This window comes from Desulfacinum infernum DSM 9756, from assembly GCF_900129305.1.
In the GTDB taxonomy this organism is placed as follows: Bacteria; Desulfobacterota; Syntrophobacteria; order Syntrophobacterales; family DSM-9756; genus Desulfacinum; species Desulfacinum infernum.
This window is the reverse complement of sequence record NZ_FQVB01000020.1, coordinates 1-24,443: the sequence shown is the minus strand read 5'-3', so window position 1 is coordinate 24,443 and position 24,443 is coordinate 1. Positions and strand designations below refer to the sequence as shown.

Below are 24,443 nucleotides of genomic sequence, written 5' to 3'. Positions count from 1 at the left end.
AGATGGGATTGCTACTCAACAGAAGGTGGATGTGCCATGCTGGAATGGAAGACCTGGACAGAGACCGCACGGTTTCACAGCCCGCTTCTAAATGGTGAGCTGGACGAGCAGGTGATCGAGGTGAGACGGGACCCGCTCACGGGTCACCAGAGCATCTACAACGCGGCGCTGGAGGGGAAAACGGCGATCCTCTTTCCCCCGACCGACGAGGCCTATCTGGAGGAGCGGGCGGCGGCCACGGAGGCATCCTGCTTTTTGTGTCACGGGAGATGGCAGACCACCACGCCCGCCTACCCCGAAGAGCTGATCCCCGGCGGGCGGATCGTTCGCGGCGAAGCGGTCCTGTTTCCGAACCTCTTCCCGCTTTCCGCCCACCATGCCGTGGTCATGGTCGGGGAGAGGCACCATCGTCACCTGGATGATTTTCCGGAAGACCTCCTCGCCGACGCCCTGGCGGCGGCACTGGATTTCGTGAAGGCGTGCGCTGAAAAGACACCCACCGTGCGCTATTTCACCGTCAACGCCAACTATCTCTTTCCGGCGGGGGCCAGCGTCATTCATCCCCATCTGCAGATCCTGGGGAGCGTGGAACCCGGGACCCATCACCGGCTACTTCTAGACGCCTCGCGGGCCTACCGGGAACGCACGGGAAGGTGTTATTGGGACGATCTGGCGGCCGCCGAACGGACCGAAAAGGTCCGCCACATTGCCCAAATGGAACGGGTCCATTGGATGGCGGCCTTTTCGCCCATGGGGGTGAACGAGATCCTGGCGGTCGTTCCCGGGGCGGCCACGTTCTTGGAGTGGACGGAAGAGGACGTGAGGGCCGTGGCCCGGGGGCTGCAGCACGTGTTGGCCGGCTTCCACGCCCTGGGCTTTTCCACGTTCAACTTTTCCTGCTACGGCGGCCCGCTGGGCGAAAGCGGCGGATCCTTCGCCACCGTTCTTCGGATCGTCAACCGCCAGAACGTAACACCCCACTATCGCACGGACGATTACTACTTCCAGAAGCTGTTGAAGAACGAGATCATGATCATGCGCCCGGAGGCTCTGGCCGAGCACATGCGGCGCTTCTTCGCCTGAAACGGTGCGGGGTACCTGCGCGCAACAGGGGGGCGATAGGCTACAAGGCCGCCTAAGCCGGCGGGAACATGCTCGCTGCGGCCTGCGGCTTCAAGGGCGGCCAGGGACCAGCCTTTTTCCTAGGAGGTTGTCCGAGAACTCCGCAAACCGTCACTCCCGCGCAAGCGGGAGTCCATAGGTTCCCGGAAATCCTGGATCCCCGCTTTCGCGGGGATAACGGATGGAGACAAAACGAGGCAAAGAACCCATTGTCAGACAGCCTCCCAGGGGGCGGGGGCATTCCTTCCCCCTTTTTCAAAGGGGGGTCGGGGGGGGATTGGGGCCGGGGCCCAAAAGCAAAAAGGGCTTCGTCTTTCGACGAAGCCCTCGGGTCTTGCTGGCGGGGACGACCGGACTTGAACCGGCGGCCTCCGGCGTGACAGGCCGGCGTTATAACCATCTTAACTACGTCCCCGCAACATCTGGTGGGCGGAACAGGGCTCGAACCTGTGACCCCCGGCTTGTAAGGCCGATGCTCTCCCAACTGAGCTATCCGCCCTTCGCGCTTCCCGGGGGGATCGTTTCGGCCTCGCCCCCACGCGAGGCCCGTTTGTACAGGATCCCCCCGGCCAAGTCAAGCACTTTTTCATGCCCCCTAGTGGGGCTGAATGTCGCCTGTGACGGGCGGCTTTTCCGACCCGAAGAAGACCGGCTGCGGGCCGTCCGGAACCTCCCGGAAGAGGCTTTCCGGATCGTCCAGGGCCAGGGCCTTGCGGAGTACGTCGTCCATGTGCTCCACCAGCTCGATGTTGACCTCCTCCAGGATCTTGGGCGGGATCTCCTTGAGGTCCTTGGCGTTGTCCTTGGGGATGAGCACCGTCTTGATGAGCCCCCGGTGGGCGGCCAGGATCTTTTCCTTGAGCCCGCCGATGGGAAGCACCCGGCCGCGGAGGGTGATCTCGCCGGTCATGGCCACATCGCTTCTTACGGGAATCCGCGTCAGGGCCGACACCATGGAGGTGGCCATGGTGATTCCCGCCGACGGGCCGTCCTTGGGAATGGCGCCTTCGGGAACATGGACGTGGAGATCCAAATGCTCATGGAAATCCTTGGGAATGCCCAAGCGCTCGGCTCGGGACCGCACGTAACTGAAGGCCGCCTGGGCGGATTCCTGCATCACGTCGCCCAGCTTGCCGGTGATGAGGATCTTGCCCTTGCCGGGCATGGTGAGGGTTTCGATGCCCAGGATGTCTCCACCCACTTCGGTCCAGGCCAGCCCGATGGCCAGGCCCACCTCGTCCTTTTCCTCGGCGCGGCCGTAGCGGAACCGGGGCACGCCCAGGTACTCCTGGATGATCTCTTCGGTGAGCTCCACCCGCGTTTCCGGTCCGTGACGGACCACCTCCTTGGCCACCTTGCGGCAGATGGAGGCGATTTCCCGTTCCAGGTTCCGCACCCCCGCCTCCTTGGTGTAGTGGCGGATAATGTAGAGGAGGATCTCGTCGGAAAAGACCACGTTGTCTTCCGTGATGCCGTTGGCCTCACACTGCTTGCGCACCAGGAAGCCCTTGGCGATCTCCAGCTTTTCCACCTCCGTGTAGCCCGGCAGCCGGATGATTTCCATCCGGTCCTGAAGGGGCAACGGGATGGAATGGAGCGTGTTGGCCGTGGTAATGAAAAAGATGGACGACAGATCGTAGTCCAGATCCAGGTAATGGTCGTTGAAGGCGTAGTTCTGCTCGGGGTCGAGAACCTCCAGGAGCGCCGCCGCCGGATCGCCCCGGAAGTCCATGGTCATCTTGTCGATCTCATCCAGGCAGAAGACCGGGTTGGCGCTCTTCACCTTGCGCAGGCTCTGGATGATCTTCCCCGGCATGGCCCCGATGTAGGTGCGCCGGTGGCCGCGGATTTCCGCCTCGTCGCGCACGCCGCCCAGGGACAGGCGCACGAAATTGCGGTTCATGGCCCGGGCGATGGAGCGCGCCAGGGAGGTCTTGCCCACGCCCGGAGGCCCCACGAAGCAGAGAATGGGTCCCTTGATCTTTTTGACCAGGGCCTGCACGGCCAGATACTCCAGGATCCGCTCCTTGGGTTTTTCCAGGCCGTAATGGTCTTCGTCCAGGATCCGCGCCGCTTCGTCGATGTCCAGCTTGTCCTTGGTCTTTTCGTACCAGGGAAGGGACAGGATCCAGTCAATGTAGTTGCGGACCACCGTGGCTTCCGCGCTCATGGGCAACATGAGCTTGAGCTTTTTGAATTCCTGGCGCACCTTGGCCGCGGCCTCCTTGCTGAGGCGCTTTTTCTTGATGCGCCGCTCCAGCTCTTCCAGCTCGGACTTGAAATCGTCCTTTTCGCCCATCTCCTTTTGGATGGCGCGCATCTGTTCGTTCAAGTAGTACTCGCGCTGGGTCTTTTCCATCTGCTTCTTGACCCGGCCCTTGATGCGCTCCTCCGTCTTGATGATCTCGATCTCCGCGCGGATGTAGCCGAAGAGCTTCTCCAGGCGCCGTACCGGGTCGACGGTTTCCAGAAGCTTCTGCTTCACATCGATCTTGAACGGCATGTAGGCGGCGACGGTATCCGCCAGCTTGGACGGGTCGTCAATGTCGGAGACGGCCTCCAGCACCTCCTGGGTGATCTTCTTGTTGTGCTTGGCGTAGGATTCGAAGGCCGATCGAACGCCGCGACGCAGCGCCTCCACCTCGTTGGGATCCGCACTGACCGCCTCGTGGAGGAATTCCAGGGTGACGTGGAAAGCGTCCGGGTGCGGTACAAAGCTCTGGATTCGCCCTCGCCGTTCGCCTTCCACCAGGACTTTGACGGTGCCGTCGGGGAGGCGGAGCAGTTGGAGGATCGTCGCCAGCGTTCCGACGCGATGAATGTCCTTCTCGCCCGGGTTGTCCGTCTTGGCGTTCTTCTGGGCCGCCAGGAAGATCTGCTTGTCGGTGTTCATGGCCCGTTCCAGGGCGTTCACCGACTTATCGCGGCCCACGAAGAGCGGCACCACCATGGTGGGAAACACCACGATGTCCCGAAGCGGCAACAAGGGCATGGTGACGTTCGTGTGGAGGTCGCCGGAGTCGTCTTTGTACCTGATTCTCTTGAACATAGCTCCCATCTTCTTTCCAGATCACTGTCGTGCGGAACAACTCAGGCCGATTCGCGGCTCTGGCTGCGGTAGAGGATCAGTGGTTGGTCCTTGTTGACCACCGCCTCTTCATTGATGACACACTCTTCCACGTCCGTCTGGGACGGCAGGTCGTACATGATGTCCAGCATGATGTTTTCCATGATGGACCGAAGCCCGCGGGCCCCGGATTTCCTGCGGATGGCCTCCTTGGCGATGGCCCGCAGCGCGCCCTCCGTGAAGCGAAGCTTCACATTCTCCAGCTCGAAGAGCTTCTTGTATTGCTTGACCAGGGCGTTTCGGGGCTCGGTGAGGATCTGGATCAACTCCTCTTCGGTAAGCTCGCCCAAGGTGGCGATCACCGGGAGCCGGCCCACGAACTCGGGGATCATTCCAAACTTGATGAGATCCTCCGGCTGCACCTGGCACAGCGTCTCGCCCACGTTCTTCTGTTCCTGACTCTTGATATCGGCGGCAAATCCCAGTCCCTTGACACCCGTTCGGGACTTGATGATGGAATCCAGGTGGTTGAAGGCGCCGCCGCAGATGAAGAGGATGTTCGTCGTGTCGATCTTGATGAACTCCTGCTGCGGGTGCTTCCGTCCGCCCTTGGGCGGCACGTTGGCCACCGTGCCTTCCAGGATCTTCAGGAGCGCCTGCTGGACGCCTTCGCCCGAGACGTCCCGGGTGATGGAAGGGCTGTCGGATTTTTTGGCGATCTTGTCAATCTCATCGATATAGACGATGCCCCGGGAGGCGCGCTCGATGTCGTAATCGGCCGCCTGAATGAGGCTCACCAGGATGTTCTCCACGTCCTCGCCCACATAGCCCGCCTCCGTCAAGGTGGTGGCGTCGGCGATGGTGAACGGCACGTTGAGGATCCTGGCCAGGGTCTGTGCCAGCAGGGTCTTTCCGGAACCCGTGGGGCCTATCATGAGGATGTTGCTCTTCTGAAGCTCCACGTCGTCCTTCTTGTCCGGGCGCAGGTCGATGCGCTTGTAGTGGTTGTGCACCGCCACGGACAGGATCTTCTTGGCCCGCTCCTGGCCGATCACATACTGATCCAGGGCCTCCTTGATTTCCGCGGGCTTGGGGATCCGGGTGGCTCGGGACGCCTCATCGCGCTCGTATTCCTCGGCGATGATGTCGTTGCAGAGTTCCACGCATTCGTCGCAAATATAGACGGTCGGGCCGGCGATCAGTTTTTTGACTTCGTTCTGGCTCTTGCCGCAAAAAGAGCACCTGAGTTCGCCCGTTCTGTCGTCTCGCTTCTTGGCCATTGAGGTTCCTCCTGGTTGTGGCTCGGGCCTCGGAGTCCTTCCCTGCGAAAGGGGAGCGGCCCGGCAAATGGTGCGTGCTTTCTTTAGGATCGCCAGCCGCGCGAGCTGGGATGTTACCTAATCATAACGCTTGTTGCGGCCCCCTTCAATGGGCAGGTGCATACCCGCCCTCGAGGTGATGCTGCCTACTACTAGTAAGCAAATTATGAACCATGTCAATGAAAGGGTGGTGAAAATCCTTTGGGGCGCCGGGAAAAAAGAGGCGGGAGACCAGCGGTCCCCCGCCGTGGCGGGCTTTTCGAACGTCCTAGCCGGAAACGCTGGGGCCCTTCCTGCCTTAACGGCTGCCTTCAGAAGAGTCCTCCGCCCTCTTGATGATCACCTCGTCCACCAGGCCGTATTCCTTGGCCTGGACGCCGGACATGTAGAAATCCCGGTCCGTGTCCTTTTCGATCCTCTCCAGGGGCTGTCCCGTGTGGTCCGCCAGGATCTTGTTGAGTTCCTCCCGAAGCCGCAGGATTTCCCGGGCCTGGATGTCCACGTCCGTGGCCTGGCCCTGGAATCCGCCCATGGGTTGATGGAGCATGATCCGCGCATGGGGCAGGGCGTAGCGCTTCCCCCGGACGCCGGCGGCCAGCAGCACGGCGGCCATGCTGGCGGCCTGGCCCATGCATAGGGTGGACACGTCCGGCTTGATGTATTGCATGGTGTCGTAGATGGCCAGGCCGGCCGTCACCAGCCCCCCCGGGGAATTGATGTAAAAGTGGATGTCCTTGTCCGGGTCTTCCGATTCCAGAAAGAGCATCTGGGCGATGACCACATTGGCCACCTCGTCCGTGATGGGGGTGCCCAGGAAGATGATGCGGTCCCGGAGCAGGCGCGAATAGATGTCGAAGGCGCGCTCGCCCCGGCTGCTCTGTTCGATGACGATGGGAATCAAAGACATGGCTATTCCTCCGCCTCTTCCGGCTCCTGGTCCTTGGGTGCGGCCATCGCCACGGCGTTGTCCTCAAGCAGCTTGAAGACCTTCTCTTCAAGCTTGTGCTGGATCAGTTCCTGCACCGCGGCGCTTTCCTGATAATTTTCTTTTATATCATCCACCGTGGTCCGGTAAAGACGGGCCACATCCTGATAGACCGCCTCCTTTTCCTCGTCGCTCAGCTCCACGCCTTCCTGCCGGGCGATCTGCTCCACGATGAGCCGCCACCGGATGTCCCGTTCCGCCTGAGGTCTCTGTTCCTGGCGGATCTCCGGCGTGTTGAGACGAGCGGGGTCCAGGTTGATGCCCTGGGCGGTGAACTGGTGGACGAACTGCTGGATCCGCCGGTCGATCTCGCGTTCCACCACCTTTTCGGAGATTTCAAAGGAGGTCTTTTCCACCAGCTGTTCCATGATGGCCTGGCGAACGGCCATGGCCGCGGCCTGTTCCCGGGATTTCTGGAGCCGCTCGCGGAGCGCCTGCTTGAGCGCTTCCAGGGACTCGTGGCCCCCCACCTTCTGGGCGAATTCGTCGTTCAGCTCCGGCAGCACCTTTTCCTTGAGCTCTTTCAAGGTCACTTGGAAGTGGACGGTCTTTCCGGCCAGATCCTTATTCTCGGCATCCTCTGGATAATAGAGGTCGAACTCAAAAGTTTCTCCGGGGCGGTGCCCCGCCACCTTGTCGTCAAACTCCGGATGCAGGGCGCCCGCTCCCAGTTCCAGATTGAAGTCGGCGGTTTTCCCCTTTTCGTAGAGCACCCCGTCGATAAACGGCGTAAAGTCCACCACCGCCACATCCCCGGGCCGTGCCTCCCGGTCCTCTTGGACGGATTTTACCTCGGCATGGCGATCGCGCAGGTTTTCCAGCTCTTGCTCCACCATCTCATCGGTGATCGCGGTGTCGGGTTTCTCCACCTCCAGGCCCAGGTAGTCGCTCACCTGGAATTCAGGCTGGACTTCCACCAGCGCGGTATAGGTGAAGGTGCCCTCTTCGTCGAAGGAAAAGTCGTCCACGTCGCCTTCCATCAGGGGCTTTAGATCAGCTTCCTTGAGGGCGTCGGGATAGGTTTCCTGGATGAGCTGGTTGGAAACCTCTCCTTCCACGGTCTTGCCGTAGTAGGATTGGAGGATCTTTCGGGGGACCTTGCCCGGTCGAAAGCCCTTGAGGCGCACCTGTTTGGCCAACTGACGGTAACGGCGATCCAGCTCCTTCTGAACCCGGTCGGCGGGGACCACCACCTGGAGCTTCTTTTGGGTTGCGCTCACATCTGCAACAGAAACCTTCATGTCCACGATCTAACCTTCCCTCTCCGTTGTGTTGTCATGATCCTGCCCGCCCCCTGTTGCGCGCGGTCCCGACACCCCATGGGCCGCAGTGTCGGCGGGGCGGCACGTCCATAAAAATATAACGAAGTGAGCCGCTCGGGGGCCCGACTTCGTTTGTCGGTCTAACCATCGCCGTCCTTCCGGCACTGGTGCGAGAGGGGGGAGTCGAACCCCCAAGCCCGAGGGCGCTGGATCCTAAGTCCAGTGCGTTTGCCAATTCCGCCACTCTCGCACTGCGCCCAGCGAAGCACAGGAACTTGTAATCGCTGGTCCCCTGGAGTGTCAAGGGAAAAGGGGAAGATAATCTAGGGCGTTAGCGGGCAGAAAAAGGGACAGTGGCCGCGTCCGTCGTCACTGCGTCTGGGCGGTCGGCGTCCGGTGCGTTACAATGGGCATTAGCGCCGGACGATCGCTGCCCGGGGGCGGAACGAACGGTCCAAGCCAGAAAGGAGGAGAGCCATGGTGGTCTATCGCCGTAAGGAGGACAGCCAGACCTGGCACTGGTGCTCCAATTGTTCCCAGTATCCTTCCGGTCAGGATGTCATCAAGAGGCAGAGCCGGCCGGAATACGGAACGTTCTGCAAGGAGTGCGAGGTGAAGGAACAGACGGGCGACTGCAAGGCCGATTCTCTCTTCTCTGTTCGAAAATAAGTGGTTGCGCTGGGATGCACGGGGTGTGGAGGGTGAAAGCTGGCATTCGAAAGAGCCTGGCCGCGTGGTCTCTGATTCTGCTTCTCGTCGGGTCTGAAGGAGGGGCAAAAGTCACCCTGAGCCGGAGCCCCGAAGGGGTCGAGGCTACGGCCTTCTCCGTGAGCCACGTGGGACCGGGTCAGGGACTTTCTCATAGTCAGGCACTAAGCATCCTTCAGGATCGGGTCGGATTCCTGTGGGTGGGAACCCGGTTCGGACTCAACCGGTTCGACGCCTACGAATGCGTCCCCTTTTTCCACGACGGCCCCAATCCCAAAGGGCCGGGGGGCAACGTCATCTGGCGCCTGATGGAAGATTCCCAGGGCAGGCTTTGGATTGCCACCTGGGGGTGAGGCTTGGATCGTTTCGACCCCCGAACGGAGACCTTCACCCACTACCGGCACGATCCGAGCGATCCCGAGAGCCTCGGCTCCAATCGCGTGTGGTGCGTCTTTGAGGATTCCCGCGGCGTCCTTTGGGTGGGAACCGATCGCGGCCTGGACCGGATGGATCCGGAATCGGGCACGTTCCTCCATTACCGTCACGATCCCAACGACCCCGCCTCTCTGAGCCACGACAGTGTTTCCGACATTGCGGAAGCCCAGGACGGCACCCTTTGGATCAGCACCTACGGCGGCGGCCTGAACCGCTTCCGGGTGAGGGAGGGCACGTTTGAGCCTTTTCGCCATCGCCCGGGGGACGATGGGAGCCTGAGCAGTGACCGGGTGTGGACTGTCATGGTGGACCGCGACGGCCGGGTGTGGGTGGGGACGGAAGAGGGTTTGAATGTCTTCGATCCGGCGACGGGTGTTTTCCACGCGTACAGGGCCGACCCGTCGGATCCTTCCTCTTTGAGCCACAACAGCGTTTCCAGGATTTATCGGGACAGTCGTGGGATCCTGTGGGTCGCCACCCTGGGAGGCGGCCTGAACCGGTTCGACGAGGAGCGCCGGAGCTTTTCGGCCTATCGTTACGACCCGCGATCGCCCGTGAGTCTTTCCAACAACACCGTATGGGACATCGCGGAAGACGAAGCCGGGAGCTTGTGGGTGGCCACCCAAAGTGGTGTAGACCGGCTGGATCCCCAAGGGATATGCTTTCCTCACTACCACTGGGACCCCCTGGATCCCCGTTCTTTGAGCAACAACCACGTGACCGCGTTCCATGAGGACCGGAAGGGAACCCTCTGGGTCGGGACCAACGGGGGCGGCGTGAACCGTTGGGACAGGGTCCGCAACCGCTTTGAGTCCTTCCTTATGAACCCGGACGATCCCAACAGTTTGAGCAACAACGACGTCACCTGCATTGTCGACGGACCCGACGGCTCCCTCTGGATCGGCACCCGAAACGGACTGAACCGCTTTGAGCCTGCAACGGGAAAATGGGAACGCTACGTCCACAAAGAGGACCATCCCCACAGCCTGCCCCATGGAAATATCAGCGCGCTGCTGCCAGAGGATTCCATGGAATCCCTATGGGTCGCTTCCTTCGGGGGAGGACTGTATCGGTTCCATCCGGAAAGGGGCGTGCTGGATCGTTTCTCGGCGTGCCGCGAAAAGGCCGGATGCCTCGCGACCGACTGGCTTACCTGCCTTCTCAAGGCCCGCGATGGAACCCTCTGGGTCGGAGGGGCGGGGGGCCTGAGCGCCCTGGATCCCGAGACGAAGACCGTAAAAACCCTGGATGCGGAGAGGGTCGGGCTTGCCAGCGACAACATCACCGTGCTTTACGAGGACCGCAAGGGCGGAATTTGGGTGGGAACGGAAGCGGGCCTCCACCGCTGGATGCCTCGATCTCGCTCTTTCGTAAAATACGGCACGCGGGAACTCCCCGGCCCTCTGGTGGCGGGCATCGTGGAAGACGACGAAGGGAGGCTCTGGATCAGCACCAACAAGGGCCTTTCCAGGTTCGATCCGGGGACGGGCCGGTACCGAAATTACGATGAAGGAGACGGCCTGCAGAGCAATCAATTCTGGGTTCGGGCCGCCTACCGGACCCGACAAGGGGAACTTCTCTTCGGCGGTATCCGGGGATTCAACGCGTTCTTTCCCGAAAGGATCCTGGATAATCCTTACAAGCCGCCGGTGGTATTGACGGACCTCCTGATTTTCAACCGCCCGGTGCGCATCGGAGACGCCTCCCCCCTTCAGCAATCGTTGCCATTCACGAAAAAGATCGTGCTCACCCATGAACAGTCCGTGGTTTCCTTCCGGTTTTCGGCGCTCAACTTCCGCGCCCCGGAAAAGAACCGGTACGCCTACAAGCTGGAGGGGCTGGACAAGGACTGGAACCATGTGGACAGCTCCCGGCGTTTTGCCACCTACGCACACCTTCCGCCGGGTCGGTATGTCTTTCGCGTAAAAGCAGCCAACAACGACGGGGTGTGGAACGAGGAGGGAACGGCCCTTGCGGTCGAGGTCAAACCGGCATGGTGGCAAACCTGGTGGTTTCGAGGGCTGGGTGCGGCTCTTGCACTCGCGCTCTTCGGGGTTTTGTACCACGCCAAGCTCCAGCAACTGGAAGCGGAAAAACGGGCGACGCGCATCCTGACGGAGTCCAAGGAACAGCTGGAGCGTAAGGTGGCGGAACGAACGGCGGAACTGGAGGCCTCGAACCGGGAGCTGGAAGCGTTTTCCTATTCGGTGTCCCACGATCTGAGGGCGCCTCTCAGGGCCATCGACGGCTTCAGCGGGATCCTCCACAGGCAATACCGGGACCGCCTGGATGATCAAGGCGTTGAATATCTGGATCATGTTCGCTCCGCCGCAAAGCGTATGAACCAAATGATCGACGCCCTGCTGGCGCTTTCCCGCATCGCGCGGGCGGAGGTGTCCCGTGAGCGGGTGAACCTGAGCGAGCTGGCGCGGGAAACGGCCGCCATGCTGACCGCTCAGGATTCGGGCAGGGAAGTCATCTTTCGGATTGCGCCTGATTTGGAGGTGGAAGGGGATCCCGTCCTGTTGCGCGTCCTGGTGCAGAATCTATTGGAAAATGCCTGGAAGTTCACGGCGGATCGCCCCCGTGCACTGATTGAATTCGGAAGGACGGATGTTGGCGGAAAAAGCGCCTTGTTTGTGCGGGATAACGGGGTGGGTTTCGACGGGAAATACGCGGACAAACTCTTCCGGCCTTTCCAGCGGCTCCACTCCAGGGAGCGCTTTCCGGGGACCGGAATCGGGCTGGCCACGGTTCAGCGAATCGTTGAGCGGCATGGGGGCACCATCTGGGCCGAAGGAACCCAAGGAGGGGGGGCGACCTTTTATTTTCTCCTCTAAATGAGAGGCGGTATCGGAATATCCAAAATCTCGCCTCGTGAAAGAGATTCCATCACGGGTTCCGATTCATACGTCTTTTCACCTTTTCATATCTTCAGTCGATGGCGCCGTCCGGACTACGATGATGGTCCCGGTCCAATGGTGTCCGCCGAAGACAGGCGTTTTTATTGACATAATCGACAAGGTGCCGTAAGTATCCCGGTTATGTGTCTGATGTTGTGGGAAAACTTCGAATACGGAGGGGCCCTTTTCATGAAGCCGATCATCTTCTTTGTCGTTAGTTTCCTGGGAATGCTTTTCATCGCCTTTCAAACTTCCAAACAAAGATCCATGGTTTCCGCTCCCCCCTCGGAAGATCCCCGAGTGGAAGGGGCATCCCCCGTCGGGGAGGGCGCTTCTACGCCTACGGATGAGGCGGCTTCCCGAAAGGCCATGGAAAAAGCGGCCGACGGCGAGCCGCCCATGAAGGAGTCGGCTGAGGCGAGTCCTTCCCCGGAAGAGGGACCGAAGGGGGAACCGGCACCTCCGTTGAAGGAAGAGGCGGCGGACGACAAGGGGGCGATGGAGGAAAAATGGTTGCGAGAACTCGGTGTGACTTTGCGTTCCCGTCTGCCCGCCGGAATGGAGCTGGTGCCCCGGCAGACCAAGAATTATGTGGCCGTGACGCTGGACGACAACCCGCGGCGCTGGGTGTACCGCTTATATATGAAGACAACTTCACATGCGATTGAGATCTTCGGCCGAAAGAAGAAGGCCCTCGGGCCCAAGGATGCACCGGAAAGATTTGAAAAGCAGGTGCTCGATGCACTGGAGAAACGCCTCGCTTAGGAGGCTGTCCGAAAAGCTTGGGGAGGAGCGCTTTTCTTGGAGCGCAGCCCTTTAGGGCCGCGGAAGAGCTTATGCGCCGCGGGTATAAAAAGGGAATGGAAAAATTCACGGCCTTTTGACCCGCAGAACCATTCTCGGATCCGCTCCCAAGAGCGCGTCCGGATCGGGTTTTTCGCCTTTGGAGACCATGCCTTTCAAACACAGCCGGAGGGGCGAATGGTTATTCGCCCCTCCGGCCAGCGGAGAGGATCGGCACATTCGGTCGATGTTTCCTCTCCCACCGGTTTCTTATGGCGGCTCCAGGCCTTCTGTGGCGCGGCCCTTTTTGGTTTTCTTGTGCTCATAAAGGGCGGCGTCGGCTTCCCGGAGGAGAGCGCCCGGGGGGGTGGCGCCGCTTTGGCAGGCGGCGATCCCGAAGCTCAAGGTGCCCCGGATGCGCTGGCCTTCGTAGGTCAGGTGCCGGGCGCTCAGTGTTTGCGAGAGGCGATCCATGACCCGCAGGGCCTCCTCCTCACCCTGATTGGGCAGCACCAGGACGAATTCGTCGCCGGCAAATCGCGCCACCAGATCCTCTTCCCGAAGCGATTCCCGCAAAATCTGCGCCACGTGTCTGAGGAAGGCGTCCCCGGCGTCGTGGCCGTAGCGGTCGTTGATTTTCTTGAAATCATCACAATCGAGGAAAACTACGGAGAGCGGCGTGCCATAGCGGGTCGCCCGCTTGCATTCCCGACGCAGGTGGGATTCCAACTCCCGGCGATTGGGAAGCCCCGTGAGGGGGTCTCGGGTGGCCAGGAATTTCAGTTTTTCCCTGGAAAGGACATTGGAAAAGCAAATGGAGACCTTGACGCCCAGCTGTGATAGGAAAAAGGTATCCATGTCCGGTTGAAAGCGCTGGGGGCTGGTGTCGGCCAGATTGAGGGTGCCGATGACGTCCCCATCCAGGGTGAGGGGGGCCACGGCGATGGAGCCGATGGCGTAGGCTTGATCCTTGGGAAAGAGTTTGTAGAAGCGACGCAGATCGTTGTTGGCCAGCACAGGGGTACCGTCGGAGCCCACCACATCCAGAAGGTCTTTCAGGGAAGCCAGGTTCAGGCGGTGTCTGAGATGCGGTGAGCGCTGCAGGGGGTCCATGGCCGGCGCAAAGAGACGGCTGTCCACGAGGGAAAGCCAAACGTAGGGGATCCGGAATTTGGTTTCAATGAGATGTAGGAGGCGTTCCAGAAGGTCGTGGAAGTTGGCGATGGAGAGGATGCAGACCTCCACATCGAAGAGCTTCCGAGCGATCTCTTCGTTTCTCTTGGCGTTTTCCAGTATGAGCTCGATGTCGTACATGTTCTACCGCTTTCCAGGCCATGGGGGCTCAAACGAGTTCAACGTGAAAGAACGGCGTTCTCGTTTCTTTGTAGGAGCGGCCTCGGCCGCGATCGGGATCGCCGGCAAGCCGGCTCCCACCGAAAAGCCCCTCGCATGGCGACCTCTTTTTCCATGCGGGGAGGCGAGCTTGGCCATGATTGTTAGGTAGAGGAAAATGCGCGCCATGGCAAGGCGATTCCATGTGATCAGGGGTGGGCGCGGGTCCGACGAGGGGAGCGGCGGGATCCGGCCTATGCGCCTCTTCCGGGCTTACTCCATCGGGGAGCTTCAAAAGGGGAAGCTCACTTACTACCATGTCCGCTTCAACTGGTATCGGCTGGACCGGTCCGAGCCCTTGGCGCCCCTGGAAAGTCTGGTGGCGGACTACGATTTACTGGATGAACTCCAACGGAAGACGGCCCGGGAAGAGGTCCTTCGGTATCTCACGGAGGAGGAGGTGTGGGAGCTCCGGTTGTATCTTCGGGAGCGCCACGGGATGGAGGTGATCGCCGAAGAGGTGCCCCTGCCCATTGTCACGCCCCGGGGTCCCTTTCAAGGCGGGGAGAGCACCGTCTATGAGTTTTTGGAGCTCTCGGAAAGGGAAGACTATCCCCTTTCCTTTCGCGTGTGGGGCTATTATACGCTGTCCGGCTGCCTGTGCACCCCGACCCTGGAAGCCGGCTGTCGGTTCCTGGAAAAGGCTCTTTCCCTTCTCCAGATCGACACCTCCATGCGCCGAAAGGACCTGGAAGGCGTGGTGAAGGCCATCTATCTGGAAGAGGGGCTGTATGTGAAAAGACACAGTCCGGAAGATGTGGACTGACGCGGGAAAACCCACCTCCTGCCCGAAACGAAAGATGGCCCTATGGGCCTGGAGTGTTTCGGGATTCGCGGTCGCGAACTCCTGTGTTGGGGCTTAACCCGTAAGGGGAGTGACGAGGGGAGACAGATGCAGAGTTTGGAACGAAAGATGGGTGGTTTGGACTACTTTCTTCTGTGGGCCGGAGCCGGCGTTTCCCTTGCCGAAATTTGGGCGGGGGGACTGGTGGTCCCCTTGGGGCTGGCGGCGGGGCTGCTGGCGGTTCTTGTGGGACATGCCGTGGGCAACACCTTCTTGGCCCTGGGAGGGGTTATCGGAAGTCGGGAAGGCATTCCCACCATGGTGGGGCTGCGGCCGTCCTTCGGGGTCCGCGGCTCGTACCTGCCCTCACTTCTCAACATCGTTCAATTGGTGGGATGGACCGCGGTGATGCTGCTTATCTGCGGGGAGGCGGCCCACAATCTCGTTCGGGAGACGCTGGCCTTTTCCAGTCCCGGGCTGTGGATCGTCGTCTCGGGAATCGTCACCACCTTGTGGGCCCTGGGCGGTCAGCGCCACTGGAAATGGCTGCATTCCGTGAGTGTCACCGGTCTGCTGGTTCTGTGCGGGATCATGACCTGGGTGGTGCTGGCCAAGTATCCCATGAAGGATCTGTTGGCGATTCCGGCCAGGCCGTCGGAAATGGCGCTCATGGTCGGTCTCGACTTGGTCATCGCCATGCCCATCTCCTGGCTGCCCTTGGTTTCGGACTACTCCCGCTTTTCCACTCGGACCGGGCCTTGCTTTTGGGGAACATGGTGGGGTTATTTCGTGGTCAGTTCCTGGATGTACGTCTTGGGGCTTCTCGCGGCCTTGGCCACCGGGGCCCAGGATCCGTCGGGAATCGTGCTGGAACTCATGGCGCAGATGGGTTGGGTGGTGCCGGCTCTGATGGTTGTGGTCTTTTCCACTTTCACCACCACCTTCCTGGACATCTACTCCACGGCCGTGTCGGCCCTGAACGTCGCTCCGCGCCTTGGGGAAAAACGGGGCATCGTACTGGGAGGCCTTTTCGGAACCCTCTTGGCGCTGGTCTTTCCCGTGACCCAGTACGAGTATTTCCTGCTTTTTATCGGTTCGCTCTTTTGTCCCATCTTCGGCGTGGTGCTGACGGACTACTTCGTGGTTCGCCGTATGCGCTACCAAGCGTCGGAACTGGAAGGGCGCGGCGACTACTGGTATGTGGGCGGCGTCAACCCCCGGGCGGTGGCGGCCTGGGCCGTGGGCTTCTCCATCTACCAGTGGGCCCTGCGGGCCGCCTGGCCCGTGGGATCGTCCCTGCCGGGGCTTCTGGGCGCAGGCATCGTCTACTGGTTTCTTTCGCGGCTGGGACCGCGCTCGGTGCCGCATCCTCAAGCCTGACGAAAAAGAGGGGAGAACAACTTTCGCCTCCTCTTTTCCCCTTGCACCTTTTGCCTTTGTCCTTGCTCCTCTCAATACAAGAACATGGGTTTTCCCATCACGTGACGAACCTTGGGCCGGTACTGGTCCACATCGTAGAGCTCGTACACGTCCACGCGTTTCACTCCCGACGTGATAATGCTCACCGGCATGTCTGTGTAGGTGCCCTGGCTGAGGGCCACCATGCGGCCGAAGTTCTTGCGCAGGGCCAGGTCCACGGTCATGTGGGCGAAGTTGACCGCCACCATGAGGTCCAGGGAGTCGGGGGCGCCGCTCCGCATGAGGTAGGACAATTGCTGGTAGATGATGCCTTCTCCCGTAAGTTTCTTCAGGATGTCCCCGGTGATGAGGCCGATGCCTCCCAGCTTGCGGTGGCCGTAGGCATCCGCTTCGCCGGTTTCCACCACGGCCCCCCCCACCATACGGGCTCCTTCGCTGATGGTGAGCATGGCGTAGTTGCTGGGATTGCGCCGCTTGTCCTCCATAATGAGGTCGGCCAGACGTTGGGGGTCGAAGGGAACTTCGCTGATGATGGCCCGGTCCACCCCTGAAAGATAGGCGCTCACCAGGGACGTTTCACCGCAGTTGCGACCGAAGAGCTCGATGACGGCGATCCGCTCGTGGGATCCCGTGGAGGTGCGAAGGGCGTGGATGAAGTTGACGCTGCGGGTGATGGCCGTTGAAAAGCCGATGCAGTAATCTGTGCCGAAGACGTCGTTGTCCATGGTCTTGGGGATGGCGAGAACGGGAAAGCCTTCCTCGTGAAGGCGCACGGCGTAACTCAGCGTGTCGTCTCCGCCGATGGCCACCAGGGTATCCACTCCCAACAGTTCGAGGTTCTTGAGGATGTGGGCGGTAAAATCCTTCTTTTCTTCCGGATCGGAAAAGGCGTCCTTCAGAAAGTCCGGGGCTTCCTTGTAGCGGACGGCCCCCGGGTTGGTTCGGGACGTGTGGAGATAGGTGCCTCCCGTGCGGTCGATGGTTCGAACCGTATTCTTTTCGAGCCACTGGAGACAGCGGTCGAAAGTCTGGGGCTCATCCGGGTGGTATTCCAGGAGCCCAGCCCATCCGCGTCGAATGCCGAGCACACGGTAACCCTCGTCGATGGACCGATACACCAGGGTCTTGATGCAGGGGTTGAGGCCGGGCACGTCGCCGCCGCCCGTTAGAACCGCCAAGATCTTGCCGTTGGACTTCACCGATTCCATGAGTCCACCTCCTGTACCGGTCGATGAAGGATGAGGGGCCGCCAAGGCCCAGGCCCTTCGGGGCTTTCCATATCTTCAATGATAGTCGAAACAGAGAACGACCAGAAAGGGGGGAGGGTGAGATTCTCGTCTCTTTACGGCTGGGGTGCAGGTTGCTAAAACTGCCGTCGCGAACCTGCGTTCAACGAGCAGAACGATGAACCGCCCGGTTCGGGTGAGGGAAGGGATCCGGACGGGAAACCCAAGGAGGATGGAACAACCATGGACAAGGGAGAGCGCGACTTCTGGCAGCATCATTCGCTCCGGTTCCTGGAGATGGCCTTCCGGACGGATCGGATGGAAACGGTGGCGTCGCCGGACGGAGTGGGGAAACGCACCGGCGAATGCGGCGATACGGTGGAGTTTTTCGTGTTGATGGAAAGGGACCGCGTGCGGCGTGTGTCCTTCCAAACCAACGGGTGCCTCAACACGGTGGCCTGTGCCAACACGGTGGCGGAAATGGTCGAAGGGCGCACCCTGGAAGAGGCCTGGGAGATTCGCCCCGAGGATGTGGCGGGGTTTCTCGAAACCTTGCCGGACGGAGAATTTCACTGCGCCGAGCTGGCGGTCGGGGCGCTCTATCTGGCCCTTTCCGATGTGCAGCGCCGGCGAAGGGAGCCGTGGAGGAAGCTCTACGGTTCGTAAGTGAGAAGGAAAGCGAGGAAATCGGCGGCGTGTCGCATCACCTTGTGAACGCCCGCCCGTCGGGCCAAGTCGGGATCCAGAGAAAAGGCGGTCCCACCGGCCAGAACCGTGGTTTGAGAAGGCAGTTCGCTGCAGATCTGGGTGAGGGCGGGCTCGGAATCGTTGTGAAGCACCGTGAGACCCAGGATGTGGGGGGGATCGGCGGTGCAGGCGGCGAGGATCTCCTCCGGCGGCACCAGAAGTCCCAGGCGCCGGACGGACGCGCCGACGGCACGCGCCGCCAGCTCGATCACATCCAGGCCGTGGCCCCAGCCGTCGTCCAGAGTGGCCAGAAGAACGGTGGGCATGGCCGGAAGCGAAGACGCCGTGCGGAAGATGGCTTCCCGGTGGGCTTTGAGTTCCTTCAGCTGCCGGAGAAGGGCCCAGCGGGGGGGAAGTCCCTCCCGGCGCCAGGCGGCCAGCAGGTCCTCCACCTCGCGCCGGAACGCGGACCACGATTCAGCTCGAGCATCCATGGGGGCCGCCTGTCGGTTATCGGTTCTCACTTTTCAGTTATCAGCTCTCAGTTTCACCCATCACTCATCACTCGTCACTCATCACCCCTCACGGCTCACGCATGATCGTGCTGGCAGATGTCGCCCACAAGCAAGCGCTTTTCTTCGGCCAGGCGCTTTCGGAGCCACACGAGCACCTTGTCGAACTCGTCCCGGAATTCCCGGAGCGCCTTGCCTCGGTGGCTCACCGATGACTTCTCTTCCAGGTTCATCTCGGCGAAGGTCTTTCCCAAGGGGGGATAGTAGAAGACGGGGTCGTAGCCGAATCCCTGACTGCCCCGCGGCTCGGTGGTGATTTCCCCCTCGCAGTAGCCTTCGTAGGTGAGCGCCGGGCCGGTGGGTACGGCCAGGGAAAGGACGCAGACGAAGCGGGCCCGCCTGTTTTCCTTTCCTTCCATCTCCCGCAGGAGCTTTTCGTTGTTCTTCCGGTCGTCGGCATCGGGTCCGGCGTACCGCGCCGAATGCACCCCGGGGGCACCTCCAAGGGCTTCCACTTCCAGGCCGGAATCGTCGGCCAGGGCGGGGAGTCCCAGAATGCGGGCCGTGAAGTGCGCCTTCTTGTAGGCGTTTTCGTCGAAGGTCGCACCGTCCTCCACCGGCTCCGGAATGGGGCCGAAATCGGTCACGTCCTTGATCTCCACGGGATAGTCCTTGAGAAGGGCACGAATTTCCGCGGTTTTCCCTTTGTTTCGCGTGGCGATGACGATGGTGATGGGATCCATCGAAAAGGTTCCTCCGTTTGATCGAGGGTGAATCTATCCGGCTCGGGCGGCTTCTTCATCGGTTTCGACGGCGTCGTCCGCCTCTTCCTTGCTGCCGAAAAAGTGGGCGATCCAGACACTCATCTCGTAGAGGATGAGCAGGGGGCCCGCCATGAGAATCTGCGTGAAGACGTCCGGGGGGGTAAGGACGGCCGCGATGACGAAGATGACCAGGATCGCGTACTTACGTTGACGTTTCAGGAAGGTGGAGCTGATGAGTCCCAGCTTGGCCAAAAAGAAAGTGATAAGGGGCAGCTCGAAGATGGCGCCGAAGGCGAAAAGAAGACGGGTGGCGAAGGAGAGGAATTCCTTGGTGCTGATCATAGGGGCGATCAGTTCCGTGGCGAAGGAGGCGAAGAACTGAAAGCCGTAGGGGAAGACCACGTAGTAGCCGAAAAGAGCGCCCCCCAGGAAAAAGACGGTGGAAAGGATGACGATGGGATAAAGGTAGCGGCGTTCATGTTCGTAGAGCCCGGGCGCCACGAACCGCCAGAACTGGAAAAGGATGACCGGAACGGCCAGGCCCACGCCGGCCAGGAAAGACACCTTTAAATAGGTGAGAAAGGCTTCGTGCGGGGCGGTGTAGATCAGGTGGCGGCTGCCGTCGGCGGGAAGGGCTTCGATGAGGGGCTTCATCAGCCATTCGAAGATCTTCTCCTTGAAAAAGTAACAGATGACGAAGCCGACTCCCACGGCGATGGCACAGGTGATCAGGCGTTTGCGTAATTCTTCCAGATGTTCGGTAAAGGGCATTCTGTCCTGTTCGGTGCTCATGGAACCTGTCAACTCCCGGTCGAGGTGGTGGAGCGGTCCGAGGCTGCTTGAATTTCCGAAGGAGGCTCGCCGGCTTCGGCTTTGGGTTCTTCGGCTGGAACGGCACTGGGCTCGCCGGCCGAGGGTGCAACCGATGGAGGTTCGCTGGGGGCCGTGAGCCGCTCCAAAGTCAACTCGGTTTGAGCCGTGCGAAATTCCTTCTTGATCTCCTGGACGGTCTCATCCTGGTCGAATGTTTGCTTGATCTCGTTGGTGGCCCTTCGAAATTCGGCCAACCCTCGCCCGAGGGCTCGAGCCAGGTCGGGCAGCTTGCCGGGGCCCACCACGATCAAGGCGATGGCCAGAATAAGGAGCAGTTCCTGAAAGCCGAGGCCGAACATGTTCTATTCTCCCTTCTCAGCATCGGGTCCGGGCCGGTCGTTTTCCGTCGTGACATCCTGGAATTCCACATCCCGGACATCGGGTTCCCCGTGGCGAAACGCCTTCTTGAACTGGGTGACGCTCTCGCCCAATCCCCGGCCCACGTCGGCCACCCGCTTGCCTCCGTACAGGAAGACCACGATGCACAGGATCACCAGGAGTTCCGGTGCCCCAAGGCCGAATACCATTTGGTTCTCCTTCCATGTCCCCCATCGGTGCCGGTTGCGGACCAACCGACTACTTGGTGGCGTAGCTGTGCAAACCGCTCAGCAGGAAGTTCACGCCGAAGTAGGTGAACAGGACCGAGCAGAAGCCCAGCATGGACAGCCAGGCCACGCGGGGTCCCTGCCAGCCCCGCACGGCGCGTGCATGGAGCACGGCCGCGTAGATCAGCCAGGTGATGAGGGACCACGTCTCCTTGGGGTCCCAGCTCCAGTAGGATCCCCAAGCGCTGTTGGCCCAAACCGACCCGGTGATGATTCCCACGGAGAGCCACAGAAAGCCGAAAAGAATCATCTGATAGTTGTACTCTTCCAATTCCCGAACGTCGGGAAGCAGCTTCAGGGGCCCGGCGGGGTTGCCCGAAAGTCCCTTGCGGCGTTGCCAAAGATAGAGGCCGCTGATGCCGAAGGAGATGGCAAAGGCTGCATAGCCGAGAAAGCAAGTGACCACATGGGCGATGAGCCAGTTGCTTTTCAGGGCCGGCAGAAGCGGCTGAATCTTGGACGACACGTCGGGGGAAAAGGACGCGTAGGCCATGGCGAGAAAGGCGATGAGCGACGGCACGATACCGAGGCTCCGGTGGCCCGTCTTCTTTTCCAGCACCAGATAGATGAGCATGATGCACCAAGCGCCGAAAACCAGCGATTCATACAGGTTGGAAAGGGGAGCGTGGCCGTAGCCCAGATCGTAGGACTCCTTCCAGCGCAGGAGAATGCCCGCACCGTTGGCCACCGCGGCCGCCAGGCCCACCCAGCTGGCGGCCCGGAGTGCCTTGGTGGTCCGAAAGGTGACGCCCGCCAGATACAGAATGCTCGCACCCAGGTACGCGAAAGTGGTGAAGGAAAGAAACTGAGAGCTGGTCATGATGATCTAGGACTCCTTCCGAGGATTCGTGAGGTGCTCACGAATGCGCTCACAAAGATGTTGGAATTCCCTTTCGAAGGCAAGGCTTTTCTTGCTGCTTCGAGCGGCCAGGATGAGGGTGGTTCCAGGGTTGGTGGCCTGGGCCCATATGAAGATTTTTCGGTGTTGCGTATAGAACGTGGTGAGAAGACCGGCCAAAAGGAGGATGAAGCCCGTAATGACGATCACCACCCCCGGATCCCTTTTCACTTGAAGGCCGGTGTAGTGCGCCTGGTTCAGATCGAGGACCTTGACGGCATAGCGGTCCACACGGTTGCCGTGGAAGTCGGGGCGCTCCACCAGGATCCAGGATCCCTTGGGCTGCTCCCCCTCCCTGTAGGTGACAACGGCCACCGCCTTGCCGAACCCGCTCAAGTCTTCCGCAAAGTCCACAAGCTCCATCATGCGGCCTGAGTCTGCAAATGGAACGGGCTCGCGGAAAGCGAGATCCAGAGTGATGGTCTCCCCCGATTCCTTGTCCGTAAACTGGACCTTGGCCTCCTTGAGGATGGCCCCATAGGATGCCTGATAAAATGTGACTCCTTTGTAGGTAAGGGGATCGTTGACCCGGATGGATCGGCGAAGCACTTCCCGACCGTCTTCCAGGATCACCAGGTCGGAGCGGAATTCTTCCGGAGCCCCCGTATCATAGTAGGAAACATGGAAGTCGTCGCAGCGCACCTGGAAAGGCAACACCACCTGCCGGTGCCCTCGAGACAGGAAGACCCGATTGTTCGTCTCTCCTTCGGCCACGTTCATCATGCCTTTAAAGCCGAAAAGGGATCCCAGGAGGGCCCCGAAGAAGATGATGAGGACACTCAGATGAACCACGTAGACCATGTATCGGGTCCAGCGGCCTCTTTCTACAACGAAGGCGAAGGAGTCTTGGGGGGCATGGAGTTGGTTCAGAGGGCCCACCTTGGAGCGGACGACTTGTTCTACGGCCTGGCGGGCGTGGGGCAGGCCGCTAGGGACCCGAAGAGTACAGCTAAGGGAGAATTTGCTGAGCTTTCGCGGATCCAGGAACTCTTCGCGATGTTGAAGGAGTGCCACCGTCTTGGGCAACCTCTGGAGGGTGCAGACGATCAGATTGAGGCTCAACAAACCCAGCAGAGCCTGGAACCACAGGGAATGGTAGAGATCGTGAAGCTGAAGGGTCGTGATCCACTTGACCGTGGAGGGGGAAAACTGGGAGAGGAGCTGTCGTTCTCCTACCCCCTGTGGAAAGAGGGTCCCCAAAACACATCCGAACGTGAGGATGAAGAAGAGCAAAAGGGTGAACCGGAGGCTCCCCAGCTTCTGCCAAAGAGTCGAAAGAGAGGAAGAAGAGGTGCCGGTGGATGGGCTCATGCGTTGTCCAACCTCGTCTGTCTGTTTGTACAGTTTCCTATGGAAGGCCCGCAAAGGCCGGTTCAAAAGAGATTGCTTTGTAACCTGAGAGGTCCCGGAAAGCAAGGCGGAGACCGCGGTCCGTGATGATTGATGAGTAACGGGTGATGAGTAACAAATGGTGAGTGAAGGACTCTGGAAAGTGGGAGGCGGCGTTGGGGCTGAATGATTTGGAAGGCCGGTTGGGAAGCGCCCCCTTTTCAATGAGGATGGGGGATTGTGGCGCGAACGGCAGCCGACGAAGCGTGCTGGGAGGATGTTGAGCTGGAAGATTACCTCGGAGTCGAGCGCGAAAAAGATTTCTTCGGGGACACTGGAGGAGAAAGGGGACTAGTTTAGGCGCGTTTGAATGTGGTTTCGATGAGTTGTAAAAAGTTTGGAGGGTCCGAAAAAATCCCCTTGACTTTGGAGGGCCGATCTCTATAATCCGGCCCCTGTCAGCGCGACACAGCGCCGACGGGTCGAGAGAAAAAGCGGCGGGCGCCGCAAAAAACTCTTGACGAGGCAAGCCGGATCGAGTACAAAGCGACTTTGCCTGAAGCGAACAAAACAGTCTGCTCTTTGAAAACTAAATAGTGAGGAAGTGCTGGGCCTGCAAGCGAGCGTGCCCTTTTTGAGGGGTGCGCTGAAGGTTCAACTGGAGAGTTTGATCCTGGCTCAGAATGAACGCTGGCGGCGTGCCTAACACATGCAAGTCGCACGAGAAAGGCTGGGTTTCGGCTTGGCCGAGTAAAGTGGCGCACGGGTGAGTAACGCGTGGGTGACCTACCCTCGAATCTGGGATAACCTCGCGAAAGCGGGGCTAATACCGGATACGTCCCTTCGGGGGGAAAGCCGGCCTCTCGAAGAAGCTGGTGTTCGAGGATGGGCCCGCGTCCTATCAGCTTGTTGGTAGGGTAACGGCCTACCAAGGCGACGACGGGTAGCTGGTCTGAGAGGATGATCAGCCACACTGGCACTGGAACACGGGCCAGACTCCTACGGGAGGCAGCAGTGAGGAATTTTGCGCAATGGGAGCAATCCTGACGCAGCAACGCCGCGTGGGTGAAGAAGGCCTTCGGGTCGTAAAGCCCTGTCAGGAGGGAAGAACCTCGTCTGGGCGAACAGCCTGGTCGACTGACGGTACCTCCAGAGGAAGCACCGGCTAACTCCGTGCCAGCAGCCGCGGTAATACGGAGGGTGCGAGCGTTATTCGGAATTACTGGGCGTAAAGCGCGTGTAGGCGGCAGGGCAAGTCTGGTGTGAAAGCCCGGGGCTCAACCCCGGAAGTGCATTGGAAACTGCTCTGCTTGAGTACCGGAGAGGAAGGGGGAATTCCCGGTGTAGCGGTGAAATGCGTAGATATCGGG

Annotated in this window: 21 protein-coding genes, 3 tRNA genes and 1 rRNA gene; 9 read left to right on the top strand and 16 right to left on the bottom strand. The window is 60.4% G+C overall.

Going from position 1 to position 24,443, the window contains the following annotated elements:
* Window positions 1-36 precede the first annotated feature (36 nt).
* Window positions 37-1,083 (top strand): hypothetical protein, encoded by a 1,047-nt coding sequence (locus tag BUB04_RS10835; protein ID WP_073039235.1) that lies wholly within the window; start codon window positions 37-39, stop codon window positions 1,081-1,083.
* Between the two features lie 377 nt (window positions 1,084-1,460).
* On the opposite strand, the gene BUB04_RS10830 is transcribed toward BUB04_RS10835, so the two are convergent.
* The 7 genes from BUB04_RS10830 to BUB04_RS10800 all read right to left on the bottom strand — a co-directional run bounded on the left by BUB04_RS10830 (window position 1,461) and on the right by BUB04_RS10800 (window position 8,005).
* A tRNA-Asp gene (locus tag BUB04_RS10830) sits at window positions 1,461-1,537 on the bottom strand.
* 8 nt (window positions 1,538-1,545) lie between these two features.
* Window positions 1,546-1,621, bottom strand: a tRNA-Val gene (locus tag BUB04_RS10825).
* A gap of 96 nt (window positions 1,622-1,717) precedes the next feature.
* Window positions 1,718-4,171: an endopeptidase La gene (gene lon, locus BUB04_RS10820; RefSeq protein WP_073039233.1), complete on the bottom strand. Its 2,454-nt coding sequence runs from the start codon at window positions 4,169-4,171 to the stop codon at window positions 1,718-1,720.
* A 41-nt stretch (window positions 4,172-4,212) separates the two neighbouring features.
* The gene (gene clpX, locus BUB04_RS10815) at window positions 4,213-5,469 is read right to left on the bottom strand and encodes an ATP-dependent Clp protease ATP-binding subunit ClpX (protein WP_073039231.1); all 1,257 of its coding nucleotides are present in this window, start codon (window positions 5,467-5,469) and stop codon (window positions 4,213-4,215) included.
* 337 nt (window positions 5,470-5,806) lie between these two features.
* Complete coding sequence (gene clpP, locus BUB04_RS10810) at window positions 5,807-6,415, bottom strand: ATP-dependent Clp endopeptidase proteolytic subunit ClpP (protein WP_073039229.1); 609 nt, start codon at window positions 6,413-6,415, stop codon at window positions 5,807-5,809.
* Window positions 6,416-6,417: 2 nt separating this feature from the next.
* The gene (tig, locus tag BUB04_RS10805; protein ID WP_073039227.1) at window positions 6,418-7,734 is read right to left on the bottom strand and encodes a trigger factor; all 1,317 of its coding nucleotides are present in this window, start codon (window positions 7,732-7,734) and stop codon (window positions 6,418-6,420) included.
* 186 nt (window positions 7,735-7,920) lie between these two features.
* Window positions 7,921-8,005 (bottom strand) — tRNA-Leu (locus BUB04_RS10800).
* 227 nt (window positions 8,006-8,232) lie between these two features.
* On the opposite strand from BUB04_RS10800, the gene BUB04_RS10795 reads away from it, so the two are divergent.
* The 4 genes from BUB04_RS10795 (at window position 8,233) to BUB04_RS10780 (ending at window position 12,566) form a co-directional block, all read left to right on the top strand.
* Window positions 8,233-8,424: a hypothetical protein gene (locus tag BUB04_RS10795; RefSeq protein ID WP_073039225.1), complete on the top strand. Its 192-nt coding sequence runs from the start codon at window positions 8,233-8,235 to the stop codon at window positions 8,422-8,424.
* Window positions 8,425-8,456: 32 nt separating this feature from the next.
* Window positions 8,457-8,816, top strand: a complete 360-nt coding sequence (locus BUB04_RS10790) for a ligand-binding sensor domain-containing protein (protein WP_073039222.1) — start codon at window positions 8,457-8,459, stop codon at window positions 8,814-8,816.
* Window positions 8,817-8,819: 3 nt separating this feature from the next.
* Window positions 8,820-11,738 carry a two-component regulator propeller domain-containing protein gene (locus BUB04_RS10785; protein ID WP_073039220.1) on the top strand — a complete coding sequence of 973 codons (2,919 nt, stop codon included), beginning with the start codon at window positions 8,820-8,822 and terminating at the stop codon, window positions 11,736-11,738.
* Window positions 11,739-11,990: 252 nt separating this feature from the next.
* Window positions 11,991-12,566 carry a hypothetical protein gene (locus BUB04_RS10780; RefSeq protein ID WP_143156449.1) on the top strand — a complete coding sequence of 192 codons (576 nt, stop codon included), beginning with the start codon at window positions 11,991-11,993 and terminating at the stop codon, window positions 12,564-12,566.
* 288 nt (window positions 12,567-12,854) lie between these two features.
* On the opposite strand, the gene BUB04_RS10775 is transcribed toward BUB04_RS10780, so the two are convergent.
* Window positions 12,855-13,898, bottom strand: coding sequence for a GGDEF domain-containing protein (locus BUB04_RS10775; RefSeq protein ID WP_073039216.1), 1,044 nt, complete (start codon window positions 13,896-13,898; stop codon window positions 12,855-12,857).
* A 205-nt stretch (window positions 13,899-14,103) separates the two neighbouring features.
* Between BUB04_RS10775 and BUB04_RS10770 the strand changes: the two genes are divergently transcribed.
* Together BUB04_RS10770 and cytX are read left to right on the top strand one after the other, a co-directional pair.
* Window positions 14,104-14,742, top strand: a complete 639-nt coding sequence (locus BUB04_RS10770; protein ID WP_143156448.1) for a hypothetical protein — start codon at window positions 14,104-14,106, stop codon at window positions 14,740-14,742.
* Window positions 14,743-14,868: 126 nt separating this feature from the next.
* Window positions 14,869-16,140, top strand: a complete 1,272-nt coding sequence (cytX, locus tag BUB04_RS10765) for a putative hydroxymethylpyrimidine transporter CytX (RefSeq protein WP_073039211.1) — start codon at window positions 14,869-14,871, stop codon at window positions 16,138-16,140.
* A gap of 71 nt (window positions 16,141-16,211) precedes the next feature.
* Here the strand turns inward: cytX and BUB04_RS10760 are convergent, their stop codons facing one another.
* The gene (locus tag BUB04_RS10760) at window positions 16,212-17,387 is read right to left on the bottom strand and encodes a 6-phosphofructokinase (protein ID WP_073039209.1); all 1,176 of its coding nucleotides are present in this window, start codon (window positions 17,385-17,387) and stop codon (window positions 16,212-16,214) included.
* Window positions 17,388-17,648: 261 nt separating this feature from the next.
* Here BUB04_RS10760 and BUB04_RS10755 point away from each other — a divergent pair, with 261 nt between their 5' ends.
* Window positions 17,649-18,071 (top strand): iron-sulfur cluster assembly scaffold protein, encoded by a 423-nt coding sequence (locus BUB04_RS10755; protein ID WP_073039207.1) that lies wholly within the window; start codon window positions 17,649-17,651, stop codon window positions 18,069-18,071.
* On the opposite strand, the gene BUB04_RS10750 is transcribed toward BUB04_RS10755, so the two are convergent.
* From BUB04_RS10750 to resB, 7 genes are all read right to left on the bottom strand, one after another.
* Window positions 18,059-18,586 (bottom strand): cobalamin-dependent protein, encoded by a 528-nt coding sequence (locus BUB04_RS10750; RefSeq protein WP_073039205.1) that lies wholly within the window; start codon window positions 18,584-18,586, stop codon window positions 18,059-18,061. The genes BUB04_RS10755 and BUB04_RS10750 overlap by 13 nt on opposite strands.
* 95 nt (window positions 18,587-18,681) lie before the next feature.
* On the bottom strand, window positions 18,682-19,347 hold the full coding sequence (locus BUB04_RS10745; protein ID WP_073039203.1) for an XTP/dITP diphosphatase: 666 nt from the start codon (window positions 19,345-19,347) through the stop codon (window positions 18,682-18,684).
* Between the two features lie 33 nt (window positions 19,348-19,380).
* Window positions 19,381-20,160, bottom strand: a complete 780-nt coding sequence (gene tatC / locus BUB04_RS10740) for a twin-arginine translocase subunit TatC (protein WP_073039202.1) — start codon at window positions 20,158-20,160, stop codon at window positions 19,381-19,383.
* 8 nt (window positions 20,161-20,168) lie between these two features.
* On the bottom strand, window positions 20,169-20,540 hold the full coding sequence (gene tatB, locus BUB04_RS10735; RefSeq protein ID WP_073039200.1) for a Sec-independent protein translocase protein TatB: 372 nt from the start codon (window positions 20,538-20,540) through the stop codon (window positions 20,169-20,171).
* Window positions 20,541-20,543: 3 nt separating this feature from the next.
* Entirely contained in the window at window positions 20,544-20,768 is a 225-nt protein-coding gene (locus tag BUB04_RS10730) for a twin-arginine translocase TatA/TatE family subunit (protein WP_073039198.1), read from the bottom strand.
* Between the two features lie 49 nt (window positions 20,769-20,817).
* Window positions 20,818-21,666, bottom strand: coding sequence for a c-type cytochrome biogenesis protein CcsB (gene ccsB / locus BUB04_RS10725; protein WP_073039196.1), 849 nt, complete (start codon window positions 21,664-21,666; stop codon window positions 20,818-20,820).
* A 6-nt stretch (window positions 21,667-21,672) separates the two neighbouring features.
* Entirely contained in the window at window positions 21,673-23,055 is a 1,383-nt protein-coding gene (gene resB, locus BUB04_RS10720) for a cytochrome c biogenesis protein ResB (RefSeq protein WP_073039194.1), read from the bottom strand.
* A gap of 673 nt (window positions 23,056-23,728) precedes the next feature.
* Here resB and BUB04_RS10715 point away from each other — a divergent pair.
* Window positions 23,729-24,443 (top strand): 16S ribosomal RNA (locus BUB04_RS10715); the annotation flags it as partial.